The sequence below is a fragment of the Pseudomonas sp. SWRI68 genome (assembly GCF_014269165.1).
GTDB classification, from domain to species: Bacteria; Pseudomonadota; Gammaproteobacteria; order Pseudomonadales; family Pseudomonadaceae; genus Aquipseudomonas; species Aquipseudomonas capeferrum.
The window spans coordinates 159,415-182,370 of record NZ_JABWRU010000005.1; the positions used below are offsets into that span (position 1 = coordinate 159,415).

The following is a 22,956-nucleotide window of genomic DNA, read 5'->3' on the forward strand; positions in this document are numbered from 1 at the left end:
AAACAATAAACCCAGCACCACCCGCTGTTACTGCCCTGGCTCCAACAACGACAACGATATCCAGTGGAGAGTGTAACCATGCACATCGGTACCCAACCGACCGAGCAGCCCTGCCTGCTCGCCCCGTCATCCCTGCAGTTTCGCACCGACGCCAGCGTCACCGGCCATGCCCTGGCACCGGTAGACAGCGGCCTGCTCGCGGCCCAGGCCGCCATCGACCGCAAGGCCCTGCGCGAATACCGCCTGCAGCGTATTCGCCAGCAACTGCGTGCGCACGACTATGGCGGCATTCTGCTCGCCGACCCGATCAACATCCGCTATGCCACCGACACCAACAACCTTGGCCTGTGGGTGATGCACTCGCCCAGCCGTTATGTGTTCGTGCCCACGGAAGGGCCGGTGGTGCTGTTCGAGTTCACCAGCAGCCGGCACAACAGCGAGCACGTCGAGACCATCGACGAGATCCGCCCGGCGCTGCCCTGGTTGTACTTTCTGGCCGGCCCCAGGGTCGATGAGAAGGCGGCCTTGTGGGCGGCGGAAGTGGCCGAGCTGATGCTGCGCCACAGTGGCGGCAATCGCCGCCTGGCGGTTGACCGTTGCGACCCTTGGGGGGCCGAGAAGCTCAAGGCCAAAGGCATCGCGCTGTTCGACGCCCAGCCGTTGATGGAGCAGGCGCGGCTGATCAAGTCCGCCGAGGAAATCGCCAGCCATCGGGTGTCCATGGCCGTGTGCGACCTGGCCATCGCCCGCATGCGGGCCAGCCTGGTGCCGGGTATTACCGAAAACCAGCTGTGGAGCATCCTCCACGGCACCAACGTGGCCCAGGGCGGCGAGTGGGCCGAGAGCCGCCTGCTCAGCTCCGGTCCGCGCACCAACCCGTGGTTCCAGGACGCCACCGACAAAGTCATCGAGGCGGGCGAGATGGTCTGCTTCGACACCGACATGGTCGGCCCCGGCGGCTACCTGTCGGACATCTCGCGCAGCTTCGTCTGCCCTGGCAAACCAGTGACCGGGGCCCAGCGTGCGCTGCTCGACATTGCCTCGCAGCAGGTCAGCCATAACCTCCAGCTGCTGCGCCCGGGGCTTTCATTCCGCGAGTTCGCCGCGCACTGCTGGCCGGTGCCGCAGCGGTTCGAGCACAACCGCTACATGATGATGCTGCACGGGGTGGGCCTGGTCGACGAGTACCCCAGCGTGGCCTACGCCGTGGACTTTGCCGAATGGGGCTACGACGGCGTGTTCGAGGAGAACATGGTGGTCTCGGTCGAGAGCTACATCGGCGAGCAAGGCGGGCGCGAGGGCGTCAAGCTTGAAGAGCAGGTGCTGATCACCGCCCAGGGTGCGGTCAAGCTGTCGAGCACGCCGCTGGTCGACGACGACCGCTATTGAGGGGAGGGCCTGCACATGAACCCGATGAGTATCCCCCTGCGTCAGGTGCCGCCAGTGCCTGCAGTGAAGCCTGCGTTTCTGCGCCTGGAAGCGCTTTACAAACAGTTTGGCAAATACGAGGTGCTGCACGACGTCAACTTCGAGATGAGCAAGGGCGAGGTCGTGGCCATCATTGGCCCCAGCGGCTCGGGCAAGAGCACCTTGTTGCGCTGCATCAATCAGCTTGAGCCGCCGACGCGTGGGCGTATCCGCCTTGATGAGCTGGACATCGACGCCGCCACGCCGATGGCGCGGGCGGACCTTTTGAAACTGCGCCGGCGTATCGGCATGGTGTTCCAGTCGTTCAACCTGTTCCCGCACCTGACGGTGCTACGCAATGTCAGCCTGGCGCAGGTCCGTACCCTGGGGCGCAGTGAGCGCGAGGCCGATGCGCGCTCGATGCAGTTGCTGGAGCGCGTGGGCCTGGCGGACAAAGCCGGGCATTATCCGGCGCGCTGTTCGGGCGGGCAGCAGCAACGCATCGCCATCGCCCGCGCCTTGGCGCTGGAGCCGCAGTTGATGCTGTTCGATGAACCGACATCGGCACTGGACCCGGAGCTCGGCCTGGAGGTGCTGGCGGTGATGAAGGAGCTGGCCGGGGAGGGCATGTCGATGATCGTCGTGACCCACGAAATGCACTTTGCCGAGACCGTCTCCGACCGTGTGGTGGTCATGGCCGAGGGCCGCATCATCGAACAGGGCCCGAGTGCCCAGGTGATGCGCCAGCCACGCCATGAACGGGTGAGCAAGTTCCTCCAGGCCGTGAGGAACCGCTGATGAACGATATCCTCATGATGCTGCTGACGGGCGTGCCGTGGACCGTGGGTGTGACCGTCTGCGCCTTTGCCGTCGGTGTGGTGCTGGGGTTCCCGCTGTGCGCGCTGCGCATGTCACAGGTGCCGTCGTTGCGGGTATTGGGCGCGGCACTGGTGCTGACCTTGCGTTCGATCCCGCCGATCGTCTGGCTGTTCTTCATCTTTTTCGGCATTGGCGGCGGCTATGTCACGTTGTCGCCGTTTGTCGCAGCGGTGGTCGGCCTTGGCCTGATTACCGCCGCGCAGATGGCCGAGGTCTATCGGGGCGCCTTTGCGGCGATCCCCGATGGCCAGTATGAAGCGGCCCATGTGCTCAACCTGTCAGCGCCGCAGCGTTTCTTCGATGTGGTGTTGCCGCAGCTGGTGCGCATTTCCATCCCGACAGCGGCCACCTACGCCATCGGCCTGCTCAAGGACTCTGCAGTGGCGTCGACGCTGGGTGTCGCGGATATCAGCTTCCAGGCGTACCAGGTTTCGCAGCAGACCTTCCAGGGGCTGGGCGTGTACAGCGCGGCTGCGCTGGTGTACCTGGTGCTCAGCGTGCCGGTGGCGCTGGCTTCGCGCTGGTTGTCGAGCACCTTGCAACGGAGGATCAGCCTATGAACGCGCTGGTGACACTGTGGGCGCAGTGGTTTCCGGAGTTATGGAAGGGCTTTGTCCTGTCGTTGCAGGTGACCGCCGTCAGCCTGCTGCTGGGCATCGCGCTGGGGCTGCTGCTGGCCCTGGGCGTAGTCGCCAGGGGCAAGGCCATACGCTACCCGACGTTGATCATCGTCGAACTGGGGCGGGGTGCGCCGGCATTGATCCTGTTGCAGTACTTCTACTTCGGCCTGCCGTCGGTGAACCTGACCTTGACCTCGTTCTGGGCGGCCGTGCTGGCGTTGGCGTACTGCACGGCGGCGTACACCAGCGAGATCATCCGCGGCGGCATCGAGGCGGTTGCCCGTGGCCAGCACGAGGCGGCTGATGTGATTGGCCTGAACCGGGTCGATGCCCTGCGCTATGTGATCCTGCCCCAGGCCTTGCGGGTGGCGCTGCCGTCGTTGCTCGGCTTCTCGATCATGATGTTCCAGGCTTCTTCGCTGTGTTTCACCATCGCCTTGCCTGAGATCGTCAGCCGCGCCTCGGCCATCGGCTCCTCGACGTTCCAGTACATGCCGGTGCTGGTGCTGGCCGGGCTGATGTACGCGGCAGTCTGCGCGCCGGCCAGCCTGGGCGTGGCTGCCCTGGAGCGACGCTTGGCGCCCGGCGTGCAACCTGCTTGCTGATGCTGCTTTTACATTCACTTCCTGAAAGGTACCCGTGATGAAACCATTCAAGCGCGTTACCCGTTGCCTGAGCCTGTGCCTGGCCCTGGTCGGCAGCGCCCAGGCCATGGCCGAGTGCAAACCCACCCACACGTTCGAAACCCTGACCCCTGGTGTGCTCACCGTCGCGGCCTGGGTCTTCCCGCCGTACTCGATCCCTGGCACCGGCCAGGCACTGGGCGGCGTTGATGGCGAGATCATCAAGCAGATCGCGGCCCGGGAGTGCCTGACCATCAAGGCCAGCGTGCTCGACCCCTCGGCGGCAATCCAGTCGGTGGTGGCCCGCCGTGCCGACGTGGTCATTGGCGACTGGTACCGCACGGCGGAGCGCGGCAAGGTGCTGGGGCTGTCGGCGCCGTTGTACCTGGACGTGATGGGCATCATCTCGCCCCAGGGCTATGCCAAGGTCAGCGAGCTGGAGGGCAAGCGCGTGGGGACGGTGCAGGGCTACCTGTGGGTCAGTGACCTGAAGACGGTGCTGGGCGACGACCTGGTGCTGTACCCCAACCCGGTGGCCATGGCCCAGGACCTGGCCTCGGGGCGCATCGAGGCCGGCATCGACAGCCATGCGGTGGCCGTCGCCTCGCAGCAGAAGGGGGCGTACAAGGGCGCCAGCATCAAAGTGTCCGAGCCGGATCCACGGGTCAAGGCGACCGAGCAACCGGGGCAGACCAGCATCCCTTACATGCTGAGCAACGTCGAACTGGGCAAGGCGCTCGATGCCAACATCCAGGCGTTGCATGGCAGTGGCGAGATTGCCCGCATACTTGAGGCGCATGGGCTGGATCGGCAGGCGGCAGATGTGGGGGCGCCGCGGTTGGTGGAGTGAAGTGCCTATACCGGCCTCTTCCCGGGTTTACCCGCGAAGAGGCACGACTAATCCAGGCTATTACCCTTGATGCAAGACACAATCTCTTCATTCAGCCTTTTCACTGGGGCTCAACAGGCATATGGTGTACGCCGTCCATATTCCCTGGAGCTGTCATGTCCAACCGTTTCCCCTCCGTTCGTCCTCGTCGCTTGCGCCAGAACGAATCCCTGCGTTCGATCTTCCAGGAAACCGAGTTCCGCCTTGAAGACCTGATCCTGCCGATCTTCGTCGAAGAAGGCATCGATGATTTCGTGCCGATCACCAGCATGCCGGGTGTCAATCGCATCCCTGAAAAACTGCTGGCGCAAGAAATCGAGCGCTACGCCCGTGCCGGCATCAAGTCGGTGATGACCTTTGGCGTCTCGCACCACCTGGACGAGGTCGGCAGTGACACCTGGAACGAAAACGGCCTGGTGGCGCGCATGGCGCGGATCTGCAAGGACACCGTGCCGGAAATGGTGGTGATGTCCGACACCTGCTTCTGCGAATACACCAGCCACGGCCATTGCGGTGTGGTGCACGACCACGGTGTGGACAACGACGCCACCCTGGTCAACCTGGGCAAGCAGGCCGTGATCGCGGCCGCCGCCGGCGCCGACTTCATCGCGCCATCGGCGGCGATGGACGGCCAGGTCCAGGCGATTCGGGGTGCGCTGGATGCCGCAGGCTTCCATGACACGGCAATCATGGCCTATTCGACCAAATTCGCCTCGTCGCTCTATGGCCCGTTCCGCGAGGCTGGCGGTACCGCCCTCAAAGGTGACCGCAAGAGCTACCAGATGAACCCGATGAACCGCCGCGAAGCCGTGCGCGAATCGTTGCTCGACGAGCAGGAAGGGGCCGATGTGCTGATGGTCAAACCGGCCGGCGCCTACCTTGACGTGATCGCCGACATCCGCGCTGCTTCGCGCCTGCCACTGGCGGCCTACCAGGTCAGTGGTGAATACGCGATGATCAAGTTTGGCGGCCTGGCCGGTGCCATCGATGAAGGGCGCGTGATGCGTGAAAGCATCGGTGCCATCAAGCGGGCGGGTGCCGACCTGATCCTGACCTACTTCGCCATGGACCTGGCGCGCGAAGGTATCTGATAGGGCCGGCTGCCTTGTGGGGGCGGCCTGTAGGAGCGGCCTTGCGTCGCGAAAGGGGCGCGTAGCGGCCCCGGCGATTTTTGCTGCGCCACAGAACCTGGGGCCGCTACGCAGCCCTTTCGCGACGCAAGGCCGCTCCTACAAGCCCCCAGCCCGCCCTGAAACTACAAAAATTCATTAAGCGCTGAATTATTTAGTGTCCCTTAGTCTCTGATGCCATAGAGCATTCAGCGACAGGGATATAAGCATGAAATCTCGCAAGAAAAGCGTCAAACCGATCGGCCTGAAAGACATCACCATCGTCGACGACGCCAAGATGCGCAAAGCGATCACCGCCGCCGCCTTGGGTAACGCGATGGAATGGTTCGACTTCGGCGTCTATGGCTTCGTCGCCTACGCACTCGGCAAGGTGTTCTTCCCCAACGCCGACCCCAGCGTGCAGATGATCGCCGCCTTGGCCACGTTCTCGGTACCCTTCCTGATCCGCCCGCTGGGCGGGTTGTTCTTCGGGGCACTGGGCGACAAGTTCGGCCGGCAGAAGATTCTCGCCGCCACCATCGTGATCATGTCGTTGAGTACCTTTGCCATCGGCCTGATACCGTCCTATGCCTCGATCGGCATCTGGGCGCCGATCCTGTTGCTGCTGGCCAAGATGGCCCAGGGCTTCTCGGTAGGCGGTGAATACACCGGGGCTTCGATTTTCGTCGCCGAGTACGCGCCCGACCGCAAGCGCGGCTTCCTCGGCAGTTGGCTGGATTTTGGCTCCATCGCAGGGTTTGTTCTCGGTGCGGGCGTGGTGGTGTTGATTTCCACCGTGCTGGGCGAGGAGCAGTTCCTTGAGTGGGGCTGGCGCCTGCCGTTCTTCCTGGCCTTGCCGCTGGGCATCATCGGCCTCTACCTGCGCCACGCGCTCGAAGAGACACCGGCATTCCAGCAGCACGTCGAAAAGCTCGAACAAGGCGACCGCGAAGGCCTGGCCTCCGGCCCCAAGGTGTCGTTCAAAGAGGTGGCCACCCAGCACTGGCGCAGCCTGGTGACCTGCGTTGGCGTGGTGATCGCCACCAACGTCACGTACTACATGCTGCTCACCTACATGCCCAGCTACCTGTCGCACAACCTGCACTACAGCGAAGACCACGGGGTGCTGATCATCATCGCGATCATGGTCGGCATGCTGTTCGTGCAGCCGATCATCGGGCTGCTCAGTGACAAGTTCGGGCGCCGGCCTTTCATCATGGTCGGCAGTGTCGGCCTGTTCGCGCTGGCTATCCCAGCCTTCATGCTGATCAACAGCGGCGTGCTTGGGCTGATTTTCGCCGGGCTGCTGATCATTGCCGTGCTGCTGAACTTCTTCATCGGCGTAATGGCCTCGACATTGCCAGCGATGTTCCCAACGCACATTCGTTATAGCGCCCTGGCCAGCGCGTTCAACATCTCGGTACTGATCGCCGGCCTTACCCCGACCCTGGCCGCCTGGCTGGTAGAAAGCACGGGCAACCTGTACATGCCGGCCTACTACCTGATGGTGATTGCGGCCGTCGGCCTGGTCACCGCCCTGACCATGAAGGAAACCGCCAACAAACCCCTGCGCGGTGCGGCGCCTGCCGCGTCTGACATCGAGGAAGCACGCGAGCTGCTGCAGGAGCACCACGACAACATCGAGCAGAAAATCGAAGACATCGACACGCAGATTGCAGAGCTTGAGGCCAAACGCAAATTGCTGGTGCAGCAACATCCGCGTATCGAGTAAGGTACAAGGCCCTTTACTCAGTAGATAATTTATATGGCCGAGGGCTTTTCGGCGCTACCGCCACTCAATGGCTTGCGGGTGTTCGAGGTGGTATCACGCCACCTCAACTTCCGCCTGGCAGCGGACGAGCTGGGGGTAAGCCAGGCGGCGGTGGCGCAGCAGGTTCGCGGGCTGGAGGCGAACCTTGGGGTCAAACTGTTCGAACGGTTGCCCAGGGGCCTGAGCCTTACCGGCGCCGGCCAGCGCTACAGCGCCGATATCCGCAGTGCGTTCGCTTTGATCGCTTCGGCTACCCAGGCGCTGCGCCCCGATGGGTCCCACCTGACGGTCAGCGTTACGCCCACCTTTGCGGCGAAGTGGCTGATCCCTCGGCTGGCGTCACTTGCCCATGACCACCCCGATATCGACCTGCAGGTACTGGCCACTGATCGCCTCTCGCAGTTCCGCCCTGAGGGCGTGGATATCGCGGTGCGCTACGGCCGCCCGCCGTTCGGCCCGGCCTTGCATGTCGAACCTTTCCTCAAGCAACGCATCGTCGCCGTGGCAAGCCCTGGGCTACTAGCGCAACTGGGCAAGCCGGCTTCCCTTGACGACTTGCACCGCTTCGCGCTGCTGCACGATGCGCACAATTTCTGGCCAACCTTTATCGGCGAGGTCTTTGCGCAGCCGCTGTTGGCTGGGGCCAAGAATGTGCGCTTCAACCAGACATCGTTGGCGATCAATGCTGCAGTGGCCGGGCAGGGGCTCGCCTTGGCCAGCGACTTCTTCGTACGCAACGACATTGAAGCAGGGCGGTTGGCCTTGGTGTTCGAGCAGCAATTGGTGCTGGAGCAGGCGTTTTACCTGGTCTGGCCGCGCAATGCCTATCAAGCGCCAGCACTGGAGAGGGTGCGCAGCTGGTTGTTGCAACAGGCGCAGGCATCTGGTCAGTAGTTTTTCTATCGTCTATTGCATCAAGGTCGATGGCCGTATCACGCGCAGCATCTGATCAGCGTGGCATGTAGCCCAGTTGCCATGAGCGCGGAATGAACCGCGTCACCAGGGCCAGCAGGCACGCCAGCGCGCAACTGCCCGCCAGCGCCTGCAAGCCCAAGCGGTGCTCCAGCCAGGCGCCAAGGGCGGCGCCCAGCAGCATGCCGGCCCAAGGCACCAGCTGCACCCGCCAGCCATTGCGCCGCTCGCCCAGCACCCAGCGGCCCAGGCCGCGGCCGAAGCGGGACAGGGCACCGGTGACATAGGTCAGGCCGATGGGCAGGCCATTCACCTGCTCGACCACCGCATTGATCATGCCCATGGCCAGCGTCGCCGCAAGCAACGCCGGAAAGGTCGCGGCCAGCGGCCAGGCCGCAGCGCCACCCAGCAGCCCCGCGACCACCAGCAGTACCGGCCAGGCCCGGCGCCGGAAGCTGCGGGCCAGCAACACGCCCAGTGCATTACCGGCGACGAAGCCGAGTACCGCCCCGCTCAGGCGCAGCACCATGGCCGCATCCGCCTCACTGATCGCGACGGCCAGGCGGGTGGTGTTGCCGCTCATGAACGAAACAAAGTCGCCCAGGGCCAATAGGCCGATGGCATCGGTCATGCCGGCCAGCACCGACAGCCCGGCCACCAGCCCCAGGCCCACCCGGCCTCGCAGGCTGCGCAGCTTCAGCCGCCGCGCACTGTGCGATGTCAACGCGTTGGGCAGCATGTTCAGGGCAACAGCTTTTCGCGGGCCAGGGTACCCTTGAGGGTGCGTTCGACCACATCGACCAACACCATGGTCTGGTGGTCCACTTCGATGTTCAGCAGCTCACCGGCCTGGTAGTTGGCGAAGGTGGTCTGGCGCAAGGTTTCGGGGATCAGGTTGATGGTGATGACGGTGTCTTCGACATCAGCGACGGTCAGGCTGCAGCCGTTCACACCAAGGAACCCGCGGGGGAACACGTACTTGGCCCACTCGGGCGGCATGCGGAACTTGATGAACGCACCGGTAGGTTCGATCGACAGCTCGACGATCTCGGCGGTGGTGGCGATGTGGCCCGCCATCAAGTGGCCGCCGATCTCGGCGTTCATCTTGGCCGAGCGTTCGATGTTCACGCCCTGGCCAGCCTTCAAGCAGCGCAGGTTGGTGCGCTCCAGGGTGGCGTTCATGGCGTCGAATTTCACCTCGGTGCCGTCGATCTCGGTAACCGACAAGCAGGTCCCCTCGACACTGACGCTGGCGCCGATCTTGAGTTCGTCGAGCAGCTCCGGGGTGAGGTCGAGGGTGAACTGCTTGTGGCCTGGGTAGGTGTTCACCGCAAGCAGAGGGCGGACGGCCTGGACGATGCCGGTGTACATGGAAGTTGCTCCTGGGCACGGGAAAATGAAGTCACCCGGAAACTAAGCCTGTGAAGCGGTAAAAGCAAGGTGGCCGCGACCGTTCAGACATGCCCGCTGCTGTTCACGATGCGCAGGCACAGTGCCTCGTAAGGGTCCAGGTTCACCACCAGCCGCCCATCTTCGGTCAAGTCGCCCTCGACCGTTTCATTGATCATGTCCACCACCGGCCCCGGCGTGAAGCCGGTCAAGTGCAGCGTTTCGCTGATCACCGTCTGGCCAAAGTTCAGCGCGCTGATCTGCACCCCGCGCCCGGCCGGCAGCTCGTGCACCATCACCAGCAAGCCAGGGCTACTGACCTCGGGTACCAGCACCTGGCGGCTGGTGGCGATACCGTAGGCCTGGCGCACGGCAAGCAGCTTCTTCACCTTGCTGGCGAATGAATCGGGGTGTTCCAGCTGGCTGTCGAGGCTGCCGTAAAGCGCGCGGGCACGGGGCATGCCGCGCACCGAGGCCTCGGCGTGCGGGGCAAGGCCGGCCAGGTCGTAGCCGCCGCGGTGGATCCAGCGGGTGTCGCCATCGAGCATGCGTTCTGCCACCGCCTCGGCGGGCAAGGGCAGGGCTCCGACCAGGTCCCAGCCGGACAGCGCCACCACGCCAGGCTGCATGGCGTTGTACATCACCAGCAGCAGGTGAATCTTCTGGATACGCTCGATATCCGCTGCGTTGATCTGATCGAGGTCGCGGATGCCGAGGGCGGCCGTGATCAGGCTGGCGGTGGTGCAGGCGATGCCGTTGGTGACGAAGCGCAGGTTGTAAGGGGCATGTTCGCCCGACAGACGTTCGTAGATTTCTTCGCGAATGTGCTCGCGCAGGATGTTGCCGGGCAGGGTCTGGCCCTTGTACAGGTACATGTCGTGGGCGTGCAGGGTCCAGAAGTGCACCAGTTCGACGGTCAGCTCGTCATGGTTCTGCAAGGCATGGATCAACGAAGCCGGGTCGATGCCGAAGCTGTGCATTTCCTTGAGCATCAGGCGCAGGAATTCGGTGTCGCCGGTCAGCAGCGCGTGCTGGTAGGCCGGGCGGGTGATGAAGTCGTAGGACAGGTCGGCGCCGCCCTTGGACATCAGGGCAATGTCGTCGATCGTCAGGTTCAGCTCCTGGAAGCTGAAACCGCCCGCCTTGCGAATCATGCCGCCAATCAGCTGGTTGCCGACGATCGACAGGGGGTGGCTCTCGGACCAGGCAGTGCCCTCAAGGCGGGTTTCCACCCCGAGAAAACCATTGGCGTCCAGGCGCAGGCCACGCGCGCCAAGGCAGTCCAGCGCATGCAGGGCATCGCCGATGATCATCTGCTGGGCGGCAAATGTCGGGTCGAGCCAGTTGAGCGACGGCTGGCCTTCCTTGAAGTAGTGCAGGTACACCCAGCGCCGGGTCTTGCCGTCGACGCCGGTGACCGGCGGGGTGACGCTCCAGTCGGTCTCCTTGACCCCAGGTTCGAAGAAGATCACCCGCTGCAACTGGCCGACGATGTAATGGCGTGCCTTGAGCGCATCGCACACGGCCGGCAGCAGGTTGACCGAATCGCGCCCTGCGGGTACGTCGGGCAGCAGCGGCCAGTCTTCTTCGCGCACCTCGACCATGTGGTAAAGCCCGGGGTAGTGGCCGTGGGCCAGTTCTGCCAGGCGGAAGTCGGCGCCTTTGCCAGTGTGCGAGGGGATCAGGTCATCGATGGTCACGGCGTTGTGCGCCGCAGCCATGCGGCTCATCTGGATCAGCTCCTGCTCGCTGCCGTAGAGCGGGTCGATGTCGAAGCTGATGCGGTCGAAGTTGCCGTCCACGCTGGGGGTGAACTCGTGGCCGCGCACGCCGCCTGACTGCTTGATCGGGCCGGTGTGCACGCCTTGTATGCCGATCTCCGACAAGCGCTTCCACAAGGCTTCGTGGGCCAGGGCCGAGAGCACCGAGCAGTCATCGGGGGCGATGATAGCGTCAGGGTAGACAGTGAGCCACACCGAGGCGATCTCGGTTGCGCGGCGGGGCTGGGCCTCGGCATAGGGGTTTTGCCACAGGCGCGATTGCCCCGAATACAAAAGGGCCCGCTGCTGGGAGGCCTTGAGCATGGAACGGTCTTCGAGCCACTGGATGTATGACGGGTCGGGTTGAGTCATCTCGCGTCCTCTCTGTGTGTCGGCACCGGCCACAGTTATGACGGCTTCGCACGCGGAACGTTCGCAATGCCTGCGCGGCGTGTTCCCAGGGGGAAAAGGGTCAGCGCCGCGCCGACAGCTGCTGCGGTGCCAGAAACGCACTGTGGAAGTAGTTGCGCAACGCCTGCATGGCCGGGCTGAACGCCCGCTCGCGGTGCCAGGCCAGGCCCACGCTCATCGGCGTCACCGGGTCGCTGATGGTCACCGTCTCGATCCGCTTGCCTTCCAGCGACCAGGGCCTGTGCACCAGGTCGGAGAGGATCGCCACGCCGCTGCCATTGGCCACCATGCTGCGCACGGCCTCCACCGAGCTGGTCCGCACGCGCACGCTGGGCCGCTGCCCGGCCTGCTCCCAGTAGCGCATGGCGCTTTGTTCGGCCTCGTCCACCGTCAGCAGAATGAACGGTTCGCCGGCCACATCCGCCAGGCTCACCGCAGAGCGCTCGCACAGCGGGTGGTGGCCGGGCAGCCACAGTCGGCGTTCGGAGTTGAAGAGGGTTTCCGAGACGATGTCCGGGTGGGTGAGGTTGGCGGTGAGCACCACAGCCATGTCGAAACGGCCCTCAAGCAGGCCCTGTTCGATGGCGCTGCGCTCCTGTTCATGCACGTGCAGGGTCACGTCCGGGTGCCAGTGTTCCAGCCGTTGCAGGTGGTGCGGCAGGAAGTAGCCCATCACGGTATAGCTGGCGGCCAGGCGCAGCAGGCCGCTGGCGCGCACGTCAGGCAGCGGGCTGTTCAGCGCGTCGTCCACGCTGCGCAGAATCACATAGGCCCGGTTGAGAAAATGCCGGCCAGCCTCGGTCAGGCTCATACCTTGGGCCGAGCGCTGGAACAGCAGCACACCGAGCATCGCCTCCAGTTCCTTGATCGCCGTGGTCACGGCCGATTGAGAGATGTTCAGGTGGATCGCCGCCTGAGAAATCTGGCCGATCTCGGCAGTGGCGACGAAGTAGCGGACCTGGCGCAGGGTCAGTGACACGGTTGGCTCCCGGTGTATCTGATTTTCAGAAGACACCCTATCTGTTTATAGATCTTCCCAAGGGGGTGAGGAGAATCTAACGTGGCATTCAGGCAGTCACAAGCACCAGGAGATACGTTCATGCAGGTGGTGGATTTCAATTCGGACATGGGCGAGGGCTTCGGCCCGTGGACCATTGGTGACGGCGTCGACAACGAGTTGATGGGTTTCATCAGCTCGGCCAACATCGCCACCGGCTTCCATGCCGGCGACCCGGGCACCATGCGCCGCACTGTCGAGCGGGCCAAGGCGATAGGGGTGGCGGTCGGGGCACACCCGGGCTTTCGTGACTTGGTCGGTTTCGGCCGGCGACACATCAATGCCTCGGCCCAGGAGCTGGTCGACGACATGCTCTACCAACTGGGCGCGCTGCGTGAAATCGCCCGTGCCCAGGGGGTGACGCTGCAACACATCAAGCCCCACGGCGCGCTGTACATGCATCTGGCGCGCGACGAGGAGGCTGCACAACTGCTGGTGCAGAACCTGCGCGTGATCGAACCGCAGTTGCTGCTGTACTGCATGCCGGGCTCGGTGATCTGCCGTGTCGCCCAGGCACTCGGGCAGCCGGTGATCCGCGAGTTCTATGCCGACCGCGAGTACGCCATGAGCGGCTCCATCGTGTTCACCCGCAACGTGCGCGGCCATGACCCCCAGGCCGTCGCCGAGCGTGTGCTGCGGGCCTGCCAGCAAGGCCTGGTGCGCACGGTAGAGGGGCAGGACCTGGCCATCGAATTCGATTCCATTTGCCTGCACAGCGATACCCCCGGCGCGCTCGACCTGGTCGAGGCTACGCGCCAGGCGCTCGATCAGGCGGGTATCGCGGTGCGTGCGCCACGCTGAGTAGCTGCGGCGCCCGGCGCTTGGAGGCCGGGGCCCTTGCATTGATTTGATTTCGCCTGCCTTTCTATAAAGATTCCAAAAAAAGGAACAGTCATGGCCGAGCCGGTTGCTTCTACCCCAATCCGCTACAGCTTCGGTGCCGACGAGCACCTGTTTGCCGAAGTCAGTGACAGCATGTCGCTGCAAGCCTTCTTCAAGGGCATGGCCGTCACCCGCGCGGTGGAGCGACTTGGCCTGGAGGGCGTACTCGACGTATGCCTGGCCAACGCCTCGTTCCAGATCCGCTTCGACCCTGACCGCATTGCCCCCCAGGCCTTGCTCGAAGCGGTACGCGGCGCCGAGGCAGAGGCGGTGGCCGAGCGCTCGCTGCAGACCCGCATCATCGAAATCCCGGTGCTGTACAACGACCCGTGGACCCACGAAACCCTGATGCGTTTTCGTGACCGTCACCAGGACCCAAGCAGCACGGACCTTGAGTATGCGGCGCGGGTCAACGGCCTGGCCGATGTCCAGGCGTTCATCGCCGCGCACAGTGGCGCGCCCTGGTTCGTGTCGATGGTCGGCTTTGTCGCCGGCCTGCCGTTCATGTTCCAGATGGTTGAGCGCGAGCGGCAGTTGCAGGTGCCCAAGTACCTGCGTCCGCGTACCGACACACCCAAGCTGACCCTCGGCCATGGCGGCTGTTTCGGGTGCATCTACTCGGTACGCGGGGCGGGCGGCTACCAGATGTTCGGCGTCACCCCGGCGCCGATCTACGACCCGCAGCAGACCTTGGCCTACCTCAAGGCGCACATGGTGTTCTTCCGCCCTGGGGACATCGTGCAGTTCAAGCCCATCGACCGCCGAGCCTATGACCAAGCCGTGGCGGAGGTGGAGGAGGGCCACTTCAACCTGCGCATTCGCCCGGTGACGTTTTCCCTGGATGCCTTCCTCGCCGACCCGGTCGGCTACCCCAAGACGCTGCAGGAGGTGCTGGCATGATCAAGGTACTCAAACCCGGCCTGGCCACATCGGTACAGGACCTTGGTCGCGAAGGCTATTACCACTTGGGCATTCCGCCGTCCGGGGCGCTCGACCAATATGCCCTGAGCGCCGCCAACCATCTGGTCGGCAACCCGGCAGGTGCAGCAGGGCTGGAATGCGCGCTGGTGGGACCAGAGCTTGAGTTCCAGCACGATGCGCTGGTGGCGGTATGCGGAGCGCAGATGCCCGCCTTGCTCGACGGCCGTGAGCAGCGCCCCGACACCGCGTTTGCGGTCAGGGCAGGGCAGGTGTTGCGTTTCGGCTTCCCCACCGCAGGTGCCCGGGCGTACCTGGCCGTGGCCGGCGGTATCGATGTACCCGAAGTGCTCGGCAGCCGTTCGACCTACGCCCTGGGTGCGTTGGGCGGGCTGCACGGGCGCAAGTTGATGGCGGGTGATGTATTGCCGGTCGGTGTGCCCAGCGGCAAGACCCGGGCTGGCGCGAGCCTGCCGATGGCCCTGCGCCAGGCGCTGGGTGGCGAGGTGGTAGTGCGGGTGGTGCCGGGGTTGTATTTCCATCGCCTGACCGACGCGGCGGCGCAGAGCTTCTTCACTCAGGCGTGGACCGTCGGCTCCGAGGCGGACCGTATCGGCTACCGCTACAAGGGCGCTAGCGCATTGAGCTTCCAGCTACGTGAGCAGCCGTTTGGCGCAGGCTCGGACCCCTCGAATATCGTCGACAGCTGCTACCCGATCGGTTCGATCCAGGTGCCAGCGGGGCTGGAGCCGATCATTCTGCACCGCGATGCGGTGTCGGGCGGCGGGTATGCCATGATCGGCACGGTGATCAGCGCCGACCTGGACCTGATCGGGCAGATGCAGCCCAATCAGCAGGCGCGGTTCTTGGCGGTGAGCCTGGAGCAGGCGTTGGAGGCACGGCGGTCGTACAAGAAGAAGCTGGGGTGCCTGGCCCGGTTGTTTGCTTGATTGCTGGGTGGGTTGAGTGACAGGCCATCGCTATTGCCGAGGGTCTAGTCGCTCGCCTGTATCAGGAAGCATCCTGCTCATGCCCTCGATCAGGTACCTCATTGGTATGACATAGTTCCACCAACCGCTCTTGTGTGCGTTACACCTGGCTAGATGCAGACTGTCCACACATCGCTCAAAAGCTGCCACTGAAACTCGCAAACAAGCTGGCGTCCTGGGCCTCCCTCTGCAGGGTGGTCGTTGTAACTCCGATACTGGCGCTCACATCGCCTAACACTACCCGCACCCCCAGCAGCGCAGTCACGTAGTAACGGTCGAACTCCAGCCCCGGCACCCGATACGGGCCAGCTCCAGGTACGGTTTGCAGCCATGCGTTGGCCTGCTTGCTGCCTTCAAACGCCTGATCGTAGGTGATCTGTGCATAAGGCTCAAAACGACTTGCTCGTAGACGGGCCTGCCAACCAATTCGACCCACGGTCGAGTCAACCTTTTGATCGTAATAGCCCATGGCGGTGAAGCTTCTATTGCTCTCGACATAGTCATCTAACTCCACCCGCTGCCAGATGATTGCGGCCAGCGGCCCATGTCGCAAATCGCCCACATTGTCGAACTCATAACCTGTGTTAAGGGCCATCGTAAGGTTGTGCCCTTCTGGAGTACCGTTGTGGGTGTGGGTAGCAGGTCCGATCTGAACCTTACGGGTGACGTCATAATCCAGCCAGCTATAGCTGACCTGGCCATTCACCCACATTCGCTCACCGTACCAGCCACTAAACAGGCCGAGGGTTGAGTCGGACTGCGTGTAGCCCCCTTGATGCGCACCGACGTTAGCCTCCATGCGACCAACACCGGCGAAGCCTCCCATTACAACGCCGTTGCGGGACCAATCGACGCCAAACAAGCCAGCAGGGGCCGAGCCGTCGTACAGGCGGCCATGATCATAACGCTGAGTGTCGTGACGAAGGCTACCCCACCAGCGCCAACCGTCTGCGGGCCGACTGCCTACGTGTTGGCTGACCTGATCAGCGCGGCTTCGACCCACCGTGTGCGCCGAGTGGGTGAGGACTTGCTGGTATCGCGGCGCTTCGAGCACCGAAATGGCGTACTGCCCGAGCATTTGATTAGCGGCTGTGCTCAAGTGCACATCGTCTGCAAACAAGTAGGTCATATCCGCGTTGGGGACGACGTAGTCCGCCGGGCCGCAGATCAACGCCAATTTTCGTCCGCAGGCGGCATCAGTGACATTGGTGAAACCATAGCTGTCGGGGTTGCCTGCCAGCGCTTGCATGAAGCTGAACGCATCCAGGGGAATGAACGCCAAGCCAGCCTGCCTCAACCCACCGTAAAGTGCATCATTGTAAGCTTGGTAGCGAGGCGTTATCCGCGCCATGGCCTCTGCCCCCCTGTCGCGAATGCGCGGGATAAGCCCCATATCCGGCAGGTTGGGCACCAATACGTAGCGTGCACCGGCTCGCTCTAGGTCAGCAACGATGCCAATCTGGTCAGTCACTGTCGCACTGACCACGACTGGCACTTGGCTAGGGTCGACAATAGACGCCATGTCATTGATGCCGCCCCAGACCGTGTACAGCGCCCGGGGATCAGCGACACCACCAGTGGTCGAAAAGTACTGAGCCAGCTGGTCTGTCAGCGAGGGGATCGGCCCAAGCTCACCGGCCGCCGGCATGCTCACTCGCGCACCACCCGCAGCGTAATTGTCGCCCGTCTGGCCATTGCCGTTGGCGCTTGCATCCACACCATAGTGGTCAGCCAAATGCTCTGACCAGACCTTGCCCGGATTGGTGGTCAACTTACCTAGCCCAGCTTGAACCCCAGGAGGTAGCAACGGCCGGTAATAGCCACTGTCGGTGTAACTGTCGCCCAGAAAAAGGGTGCGCGAGAAGGGCGCTTCTGTGGCAATTGAAGGCGTTGCGACGAAGAACAGCGCCGTAGCTGCGCCAGCAAGTATGCACGTTCTGATCGACATGGAATCTACCTGATGATGTCCAGACGGGGCCTTGATAGGGGCTCACGAGACAGTCCTTATCGAGCCGAACCATGGCGAACTTTGCGGCGATCATAGGCGTGCCTTACTAAGTGCTGCTACTGACAAAACTAACAGTTCCACGCTGCGTTCAGACGGGCCTGCAAAGACCCCATGTTCGGTCATGCCGTTGAAAACGGGGGCGGTAAGCACGTGCGTTACTCACCTCTACAAATCCGTTTGCCGCGCTGCGAGGCCACTTCCAGCGCCTGCCCATCCCGCTGTTTGCCCTGCCGTGCCAGGCCTTCAAGCTGGGGTATCAGCATGCCTTCCGGCAAATGCCGCCAGAACCGCCCGGGCATATGCAGGCGCAGCGCGTCCGGGTTGAGGCGGGCAGGGTTGAAGGTGTGGCGATAATAGGTGCGCCACAGTTCGGCGCCGGGGTCGTCGGCATGGCGCGCCCACTGCCGCCAGTCATCGGGGCAGTGGCGGCGGTAATCGAAGGCCTGGCCATCGAAGCGGATGCCATCGGTGGGTGTGGCGATCAACCAGCGTTGTCGGCCCAGGCGGTCGGCAAAGTGCGCACTGGCATCGTGCAGGATGTCGTGGGCGGGCTCGTGATAGGCGACCAGGTCCAGCTGCAGTCGCTCGGCCAACGCCTCGGGCAGGGGGACGAAGCGCACGAAAGCATGCAGGTGGTGCGCCTCACGGCTGACTTGTTTGATCCGCCGGTGCAGCTCACTGCCCAGGCGGTCGCCCGCGAGCATGGCGGTGCGATCGCCATGGGCGACGCGCCAGAGCACTTCGTACAGCAGGTTCCAGCGTTGCGCGCCGCGATAGCAGGCGGCCTGTGCCAACTGGCTCAGTAACGCCGCCGGCACTTTGCCGCGAAACGGGCCAGGGCCTTCAGGCAACGGTGCCGGCACGGCCAGCAGATCATCGATAGGGCCTTGCGACCAGGTCACCTCGGCCGGGTCGATGCCATGGCCGAGCAGCGTTCGGGCTTGGTCACGCCAGGTGGCGAAGTGGTTATCACAGTCGAGCGCGATCACCCCCACAACCCCATCTGCACAGGCGCTTGTGGCTCGCGCAGGCGTTCGCGCAGCAGGCCGCTGCGCAGCTCGGCCTGGGTCGGGCGGTAGTCGCTGGTGACAATGAACGGCCGGGCCTTGTCCAGTACGCAGCGCAGTTGGATCAGGTCGTCATAGCGGATGCGCCGTTCACGGCGCAGCGCCACCAGGCGCTGCACGCTGCGCAGGCCGATGCCCGGGATACGTGCCAGCAAGGCCGGTTCGGCGCGGTTAACATCCAGCGGGAAAACTTCGCGATTGGCCAGCGCCCAGGCCAGCTTGGGGTCGATGTCCAGTGCCAGGTTGCCGCTATGGCCCAGCAGTTCGCCGGCCTTGTAGCCATAGCCACGCAGCAGGAAGTCGGCCTGGTACAGGCGGTGCTCACGCAACAGTGGCGGCGCCGCCAGGGGCACGCTGCCCGGGCTGTCGGGGATCGGGCTGAAGGCCGAGTAGTACACACGCTTGAGACCGTAACCCTGGTACAGCGACTCGGCATTGCGCAGCAGCGTGCTGTCATCGGTGGCGTCGGCGCCGACGATGACCTGGGTACTTTGCCCGGCGGGCGTGAAGCGCGGCGCCTTCGGCTCGTTGGCTACGGCTTGCTGGCCTTGGTGGATGACCGCCATGGCCTGGCGGATGGTGTGCGCGTGTTTCTCCGGTGCCAGGCGTTTGAGGCTGGCATCGGTCGGCAGCTCGATGTTGACGCTCAGGCGGTCGGCCAGGCGCCCGGCTTCCTCGATCAGCAGCGGGTCGGCGTCGGGTATGGTCTTGAGGTGGATGTAGCCGCGGAAGTTGTGCTCGTCGCGCAGCAACCGTGCCACGCGGATCAGTTGTTCCATGGTGTAGTCGGCCGAGCGGATGATGCCCGAGCTGAGGAACAGGCCGCTGATGCAGTTGCGCCGGTAGAAGTCCAGGGTCAGGCGCACCACTTCTTCCGGGGTGAAGCGCGCCCGCGGTACGTTGCTGGAGCGGCGGTTGACGCAGTACTGGCAGTCGTACAGGCAGAAGTTGGTCAGCAGCACCTTGAGCAGCGACACGCAGCGGCCGTCCGGCGTATAGCTGTGGCAGATGCCCATGCCATTGGTGGCGCCCAGGCCGTCGCCGCCGCGCGAGCTGCGCTTGGGCGCACCGCTGCTGGCGCAGGAAGCATCGTACTTGGCGGCGTCGGCGAGAATGCCGAGTTTGGCGATGAGCTGCATGGTGGCTGACTCGAAACACTGAATATTCATACAGTATTTTGAGCGCGGCCTGATTGCAAGCCCCAGTGATCGAGGTGCCCCAGTAAAACCCTCAGCTAAGCTTGTGCTGGACTTTACGGACAGCTACGAGGCGTGCGGGAGAGGACATGAAAATCACGATCGAGGCGAAGTGGGCGCTGGCCGGCCTGGCGCTGGCGATGGGCATGCTCAATGCCCAGGCGGCTGAAACCAAGAAGGTCGATGTGCTGCTGGTGGGCGGCGGTATCATGAGTTCGACCCTGGCTGTCTGGCTCAATGAGCTGGAGCCAGGCTGGTCGATGGAGATGGTCGAGCGCCTGGACAAGGTGGCCGAAGAAAGCTCCAACGGCTGGAACAACGCCGGTACCGGCCACTCGGCCCTGGCGGAGCTGAACTACACGCCAGAGAAGGATGGCAAGATCGACATCAGCAAGGCGGTGGAGATCAACGAGTCGTTCCAGGTGACCCGACAGTTTCTAGCCTGGCAGGTCAAGCAGGGCGTGTTGAAGAACCCCCACTCATTCATCAATACCACCCCGCACATGAGCTTTGTCTGGGGTGACGACAACATCCGCTTCCTGAAAAAGCGCTACGAGGCGTTGCAAGCCAGCCCGTTGTTCAAGCCGATGCAGTATTCCGAAGACCACGAACAGATCCGCAAGTGGGTGCCTCTGATGATGGAGGGGCGCGACCCCAACCAGAAACTGGCCGTGACCTGGGCGCCGATCGGCACCGACGTCAACTTTGGTGAGATCACCCGGCAGTACGTGGGCTACCTGCAGACCCGGCCGAACTTCGACCTTAAGCTGTCGACCGAGGTCCAGGACATTACCCGTAACGAAGATGGCTCCTGGCATGTGGAGTACAAGAACCTGAAGGACGGCAGCCAGGCCGCCACCGATGCCAAGTTCCTGTTCATCGGTGCAGGGGGCGCGGCGCTGCCGCTGTTGCAGAAGTCCGGTATCGATGAGGCCAAGGACTATGCCGGTTTCCCGGTGGGAGGGTCGTTCCTGGTAACCGACAACCCGGCCATTGCCCAGCGCCATATGGCCAAGGCCTACGGCATTGCGGCGAGCGGCGCCCCGCCCATGTCGGTGCCGCACCTGGATACCCGTGTGCTCGATGGCAAACGCATGATCCTGTTCGGCCCGTTCGCTACCTTCTCGACCAAGTTCCTCAAGCAGGGTTCGTTGCTTGACCTGTTCGCCAGCGCCAGTGTTCACAACGCCTGGCCGATGGTCAGGGTAGGGGTGCGCGAGTTCGACCTGGTGCAGTACCTGGTCGGTCAGGTCTTGCAGTCCGACGATGACCGCTTCGAAGCGCTGCGCACCTACTTCCCCGAAGCCAGGAAGGAAGACTGGCGCCTGTGGCAAGCCGGCCAGCGTGTACAGATCATCAAGAAAGACGAGGCCCAGGGTGGTGTGCTCAAGCTGGGTACCGAAGTGGTCACGTCCAAGGACGGCAGCATCGCCGGCCTGCTGGGGGCATCGCCTGGCGCCTCGACTGCGCCACCGATCATGCTGGATGTGTTGAACAAGGTGTTCAAGGACAAGGTGGCTTCAGCAGCCTGGCAGGCGAAGATCAAACAGATCGTGCCGTCCTATGGCATCCGGCTGAACGAGCATCCGGACAAGGTGCAGGAGGAGTGGACATATACCAATGAGGTGCTGCAGTTGAATCCGCCGTCGGGTGGTGAAAGCCCAGGTGTCGCGCCATAACGCTATTCGCGAGCAAGTCGGGGCGCCGAACCGTCGCTACTCCATCCGTTTCGGGCCAGTTATTCCTGAGGCATTGCGCGCGGCCCCTTGGCGTCCGCCTCAATATTGTGCCGGACAAACAAGGCGGTCGCGCGCTGGCACAGGCGTGACTGACCTGAAACGGATGTAGGAGGGTGCCCAGGCTGGGGAGGCGCGGTTACGCGCGGTGTTCGAGGAGGCGGGTTTCACATGGGTTCCAGCGCGCCACACAAACACCGTTCAACCTGATACTGGAGGCGCGCAAATAGCCGCCGCCCTTGCCGTCACCTGCGCCATTCGGCTTTTGCGCATTGTAATGCCGCGCCGTGGTCGTCAGAATCGCGCCCGGTTTTCGAGCAAGGGGCTTACGTTGAACGAACAGACACTCTCCATGCGCCTGGAGCGCGTGGCGGCGCATGTGCCGCAAGGCGCGCGCCTGGCCGATATCGGCTCGGACCATGGTTATCTGCCGGTAGCGTTGATGCTGCGTGGCGCCATCGAAGCAGGCGTGGCCGGTGAAGTGGCGCACACGCCCTTTGCCTCGGCCCAGCGCAACGTGCGCCGCAACGGCCTGGAGGCGCATATCACTATTCGCCTGGCCGATGGGCTGGACGCGATCGAAATGGCCGACCGGATCTCGGCCGTCAGCCTCTGCGGCATGGGTGGCAAAACCATGTGCGAGATTCTAGAGCGCGGCAAGCATCGCTTGAGTGGCAGCGAGCGCCTGATCCTGCAACCCAACGGCGATGAGTGCGAACTGCGCGGGTGGCTGATGCAAAACAGCTATCGGATCGTCAGTGAAGAGTTGTTGCGCGAAAACCGCTTCGACTACGAAATTATCGTCGCCGAACCTTGTGAGGCAGTGGCTTACACCGCCGAAGAGCTGTACTTCGGCCCGCTGCTGATGCGTGAAAAGGCCCCGGCGTTCGTGACCAAATGGCAGCGCATGCTGCGCCAGAAGCAGCAGACGTTGGCCAACTTCGAACGCGCTCGGGATACGATACCCGAGGAAAAGCGCCGCGATTTCACTCGGCAGATCAGCTGGATCACCCAGGTACTGGCCTGACTCACTGCTGCGAGCAGTTGCCCATTTCCCGGTAGTTGACCTCGCGGGTACGGCCCTGGTGGTCGACATACACCATATGCGCGGTGCCGACCTGGCAGTCGGCAGCGTTGCTGGCCGGGGTGATGGAGATGACTTTGGCGACATCCAGCGGCATGCCGTATTCGTAGTTGCCCGTGCTCGCGGCCGGCTGCTGTGTGCTGGCGTCGGCAAAGGCGCCGAACGAGGCGAGGGTAGCGGCAAAGGCAAGGACGGCGATCGAACGTTTCATGGCAGGCTCCTTCTTCAATGTTTTACCAATGATGTATT

The 22,956-nt window shown here is 63.6% G+C and carries 21 protein-coding genes and 1 pseudogene; 14 read left to right on the top strand and 8 right to left on the bottom strand.

The features are described 5' to 3' along the window. Positions 1-78 precede the first annotated feature (78 nt). From HU770_RS10335 to HU770_RS10370, 8 genes are all read left to right on the top strand, one after another. Positions 79-1,389 carry a Xaa-Pro peptidase family protein gene (locus HU770_RS10335; protein WP_186663602.1) on the top strand — a complete coding sequence of 437 codons (1,311 nt, stop codon included), beginning with the start codon at positions 79-81 and terminating at the stop codon, positions 1,387-1,389. A 24-nt stretch (positions 1,390-1,413) separates the two neighbouring features. Then, on the top strand, positions 1,414-2,205 hold the full coding sequence (locus HU770_RS10340) for an amino acid ABC transporter ATP-binding protein (RefSeq protein WP_186660443.1): 792 nt from the start codon (positions 1,414-1,416) through the stop codon (positions 2,203-2,205). Next, positions 2,205-2,846: an amino acid ABC transporter permease gene (locus tag HU770_RS10345; protein WP_186663603.1), complete on the top strand. Its 642-nt coding sequence runs from the start codon at positions 2,205-2,207 to the stop codon at positions 2,844-2,846. Before HU770_RS10340 ends, HU770_RS10345 begins: the two co-directional genes overlap by 1 nt. Next, the gene (locus HU770_RS10350; protein ID WP_186663604.1) at positions 2,843-3,511 is read left to right on the top strand and encodes an amino acid ABC transporter permease; all 669 of its coding nucleotides are present in this window, start codon (positions 2,843-2,845) and stop codon (positions 3,509-3,511) included. Before HU770_RS10345 ends, HU770_RS10350 begins: the two co-directional genes overlap by 4 nt. Before the next feature lie 34 nt (positions 3,512-3,545). Further along, positions 3,546-4,379 (top strand): transporter substrate-binding domain-containing protein, encoded by an 834-nt coding sequence (locus tag HU770_RS10355; RefSeq protein ID WP_033697541.1) that lies wholly within the window; start codon positions 3,546-3,548, stop codon positions 4,377-4,379. A 155-nt stretch (positions 4,380-4,534) separates the two neighbouring features. Continuing rightward, on the top strand, positions 4,535-5,509 hold the full coding sequence (hemB, locus tag HU770_RS10360) for a porphobilinogen synthase (protein WP_033697542.1): 975 nt from the start codon (positions 4,535-4,537) through the stop codon (positions 5,507-5,509). Positions 5,510-5,756: 247 nt separating this feature from the next. Continuing rightward, entirely contained in the window at positions 5,757-7,259 is a 1,503-nt protein-coding gene (proP, locus tag HU770_RS10365) for a glycine betaine/L-proline transporter ProP (RefSeq protein ID WP_186660324.1), read from the top strand. Positions 7,260-7,292: 33 nt separating this feature from the next. Then, positions 7,293-8,192 carry a LysR substrate-binding domain-containing protein gene (locus HU770_RS10370; RefSeq protein ID WP_186663605.1) on the top strand — a complete coding sequence of 300 codons (900 nt, stop codon included), beginning with the start codon at positions 7,293-7,295 and terminating at the stop codon, positions 8,190-8,192. A 55-nt stretch (positions 8,193-8,247) separates the two neighbouring features. On the opposite strand, the gene HU770_RS10375 is transcribed toward HU770_RS10370, so the two are convergent. The 4 genes from HU770_RS10375 to HU770_RS10390 form a co-directional block, all read right to left on the bottom strand. Continuing rightward, positions 8,248-8,949 (bottom strand): YoaK family protein, encoded by a 702-nt coding sequence (locus HU770_RS10375; RefSeq protein WP_033697545.1) that lies wholly within the window; start codon positions 8,947-8,949, stop codon positions 8,248-8,250. Positions 8,950-8,951: 2 nt separating this feature from the next. After that, complete coding sequence (locus HU770_RS10380; RefSeq protein WP_186663606.1) at positions 8,952-9,581, bottom strand: riboflavin synthase subunit alpha; 630 nt, start codon at positions 9,579-9,581, stop codon at positions 8,952-8,954. Between the two features lie 83 nt (positions 9,582-9,664). After that, positions 9,665-11,731 (bottom strand): maltose alpha-D-glucosyltransferase, encoded by a 2,067-nt coding sequence (gene treS, locus HU770_RS10385; RefSeq protein ID WP_186663607.1) that lies wholly within the window; start codon positions 11,729-11,731, stop codon positions 9,665-9,667. Between the two features lie 100 nt (positions 11,732-11,831). Continuing rightward, complete coding sequence (locus HU770_RS10390) at positions 11,832-12,749, bottom strand: LysR family transcriptional regulator (RefSeq protein WP_033697548.1); 918 nt, start codon at positions 12,747-12,749, stop codon at positions 11,832-11,834. Positions 12,750-12,869: 120 nt separating this feature from the next. Here HU770_RS10390 and HU770_RS10395 point away from each other — a divergent pair, with 120 nt between their 5' ends. From HU770_RS10395 to HU770_RS10405, 3 genes are all read left to right on the top strand, one after another. Beyond that, entirely contained in the window at positions 12,870-13,628 is a 759-nt protein-coding gene (locus tag HU770_RS10395) for a 5-oxoprolinase subunit PxpA (protein WP_186663608.1), read from the top strand. A gap of 93 nt (positions 13,629-13,721) precedes the next feature. Continuing rightward, positions 13,722-14,609, top strand: a complete 888-nt coding sequence (locus HU770_RS10400) for an allophanate hydrolase subunit 1 (protein WP_186663609.1) — start codon at positions 13,722-13,724, stop codon at positions 14,607-14,609. Next, positions 14,606-15,577 carry a biotin-dependent carboxyltransferase family protein gene (locus tag HU770_RS10405; RefSeq protein WP_186663610.1) on the top strand — a complete coding sequence of 324 codons (972 nt, stop codon included), beginning with the start codon at positions 14,606-14,608 and terminating at the stop codon, positions 15,575-15,577. The genes HU770_RS10400 and HU770_RS10405 overlap by 4 nt, the downstream gene beginning before the upstream one ends. A gap of 175 nt (positions 15,578-15,752) precedes the next feature. On the opposite strand, the gene HU770_RS10410 is transcribed toward HU770_RS10405, so the two are convergent. The 3 genes from HU770_RS10410 to HU770_RS10420 all read right to left on the bottom strand — a co-directional run bounded on the left by HU770_RS10410 (position 15,753) and on the right by HU770_RS10420 (position 19,830). Then, positions 15,753-17,564: an autotransporter domain-containing protein gene (locus HU770_RS10410; protein WP_186663611.1), complete on the bottom strand. Its 1,812-nt coding sequence runs from the start codon at positions 17,562-17,564 to the stop codon at positions 15,753-15,755. Between the two features lie 215 nt (positions 17,565-17,779). Further along, positions 17,780-18,619 carry a TIGR03915 family putative DNA repair protein gene (locus tag HU770_RS10415; RefSeq protein WP_033697553.1) on the bottom strand — a complete coding sequence of 280 codons (840 nt, stop codon included), beginning with the start codon at positions 18,617-18,619 and terminating at the stop codon, positions 17,780-17,782. After that, positions 18,610-19,830, bottom strand: a complete 1,221-nt coding sequence (locus HU770_RS10420) for a putative DNA modification/repair radical SAM protein (protein ID WP_186663612.1) — start codon at positions 19,828-19,830, stop codon at positions 18,610-18,612. Before HU770_RS10420 ends, HU770_RS10415 begins: the two co-directional genes overlap by 10 nt. A gap of 146 nt (positions 19,831-19,976) precedes the next feature. Between HU770_RS10420 and mqo the strand changes: the two genes are divergently transcribed. The 3 genes and pseudogenes from mqo (at position 19,977) to HU770_RS10435 (ending at position 22,650) form a co-directional block, all read left to right on the top strand. Next, entirely contained in the window at positions 19,977-21,566 is a 1,590-nt protein-coding gene (gene mqo, locus HU770_RS10425) for a malate dehydrogenase (quinone) (protein WP_186659232.1), read from the top strand. 172 nt (positions 21,567-21,738) lie between these two features. Beyond that, a pseudogene (locus HU770_RS10430) lies at positions 21,739-21,853 on the top strand (SAM-dependent methyltransferase); the annotation flags it as partial. A 101-nt stretch (positions 21,854-21,954) separates the two neighbouring features. Further along, positions 21,955-22,650: a tRNA (adenine(22)-N(1))-methyltransferase TrmK gene (locus HU770_RS10435; protein ID WP_186663613.1), complete on the top strand. Its 696-nt coding sequence runs from the start codon at positions 21,955-21,957 to the stop codon at positions 22,648-22,650. Position 22,651: 1 nt separating this feature from the next. On the opposite strand, the gene HU770_RS10440 is transcribed toward HU770_RS10435, so the two are convergent. After that, a complete protein-coding gene (locus HU770_RS10440; protein WP_186663614.1) occupies positions 22,652-22,918 on the bottom strand; it encodes a DUF2790 domain-containing protein in 267 nt (88 codons plus the stop codon). Between the last annotated feature and the right edge of the window lie 38 nt (positions 22,919-22,956).